2 protein-coding genes are annotated in these 1,340 nt (G+C 71.3%); both read right to left on the bottom strand.

Annotated elements, in window-relative coordinates:
* Positions 1-45 precede the first annotated feature (45 nt).
* On the bottom strand, positions 46-861 hold the full coding sequence (locus ABZ948_RS40885) for an ABC transporter permease (protein WP_359768199.1): 816 nt from the start codon (positions 859-861) through the stop codon (positions 46-48).
* Positions 858-1,340 (bottom strand): DrrA family ABC transporter ATP-binding protein (locus ABZ948_RS40880; RefSeq protein ID WP_359768198.1); only part of this gene is annotated, 483 nt, incomplete at its 5' end. The genes ABZ948_RS40880 and ABZ948_RS40885, both read right to left, overlap by 4 nt.

The following is a 1,340-nucleotide window of genomic DNA, read 5'->3' as shown; positions in this document are numbered from 1 at the left end:
CTCCGCCCCCGGTCGGTGACCGGGGGTCCACGCGCTGTCCGGGCCCTACTTCGGGTCGGCGGCGAACTTGGAGGTCGACCAGAAGTAGCCGAGCACGGCCAGCCCCACGCACCAGGCCACCGCCAGCCATCCGTTGTGGCCGATCCCGGTGCCGAGCAGCAGGCCCCGCAGGGTTTCGATGGCCGGGGTGAAGGGCTGGTACTCGGCGATCGGCCGGAACCAGCCCGGCATCGCGTCGACCGGGACGAACGCGCTGGACAGCAGCGGCAGGACCATCAGCGGCATCGCGTTGTTGCTGGCCGCCTCGGCGTTCGGGCTGGACAGGCCCATGCCGACCGCGATCCAGGTGAGCGCCAGGGAGACCAGCGCCAGCAGCCCGAACGCCGCCAGCCACTCCACGATGGTGGCGTCGACGGACCGGAAGCCGATGGCCACGGCCACGGCGCCGACGAGGACCACGCTCAGCAGGCACTGCAGCACACTGCCGACGACGTGCCCGACGAGCACCGAGGGGCGATGGATCGCCATCGTGCGGAAGCGGGCGATGATCCCCTCGGTCATATCCATGGCGACGGACACCGCCGTGCCGATCGTCGTGCCGCCGATGGTCAGCATCAGGACACCCGGGACGAGATACGCGAGGTACGCGGAACGGCCCTCCCCGCTGCCCATCCCCGCGCTCATGGTGTCGCCGAAGATGTAGACGAACAGCAGCAACAGCATGACCGGCGTGAGCAGCAGTTGCAGCGTCATGGACGGGTAGCGCCGGGCGTGCAGCAGGTTGCGGCGCAGCATGGTGGAGGAGTCGCGCACGGCGAGGGAGAACCGGGCCGGGCGGGCGGGTGCCGGGGGCGTGCTCATCGGGCGGCCTCCGTCAGGGCGAAGAAGACGTCGTCGAGGTCGGGGGTGTGCAGGGTGAGTTCGTCGGCTTCGATGCCGGCGGCGTCGAGCCAGTCGAGGAGGGAGCGCAGTTCGCGCTGGCTGCCGTCGCTGGGGAGGTGCAGGGCGAGGGCGTCGTCGTCGCGGGTGGCTTCGCGCAGGGTGGTGGCGGCGGTCCGGTAGACGGCGGGGTCGGTGAAGCGGAGCCGGACGTGTCCGCCGGGGACGATCCGCTTGAGCTCCTCGGCGGTGCCCTCGGCGGCGATCCTGCCGTCGTGCAGGACGGCGATGCGGTCGGCGAGCTGGTCGGCTTCCTCCAGGTACTGGGTGGTGAGGAAGACGGTCACCCCGCCGGTGACCAGCTCGCGGATGATCTGCCACATGGTGTGGCGGGAGCGGGGGTCCAGGCCGGTGGTGGGCTCGTCGAGGAAGATGACGCGCGGGCCGCCGACCAGGGTCAT

This window comes from Streptomyces olindensis (assembly GCF_040645895.1).
Taxonomy (GTDB): domain Bacteria; phylum Actinomycetota; class Actinomycetes; order Streptomycetales; family Streptomycetaceae; genus Streptomyces; species Streptomyces olindensis.
Note: the sequence above shows the minus strand (reverse complement) of the source record. Positions and strands in the feature narration are given on the sequence as shown.

Bases quoted from the DNA above. Each gene is read 5' to 3' on its own strand.
- ABZ948_RS40885 (WP_359768199.1), bottom strand. From the start codon at position 861: ATGAGCACGCCCCCGGCACCCGCCCGCCCGGCCCGGTTCTCCCTCGCC.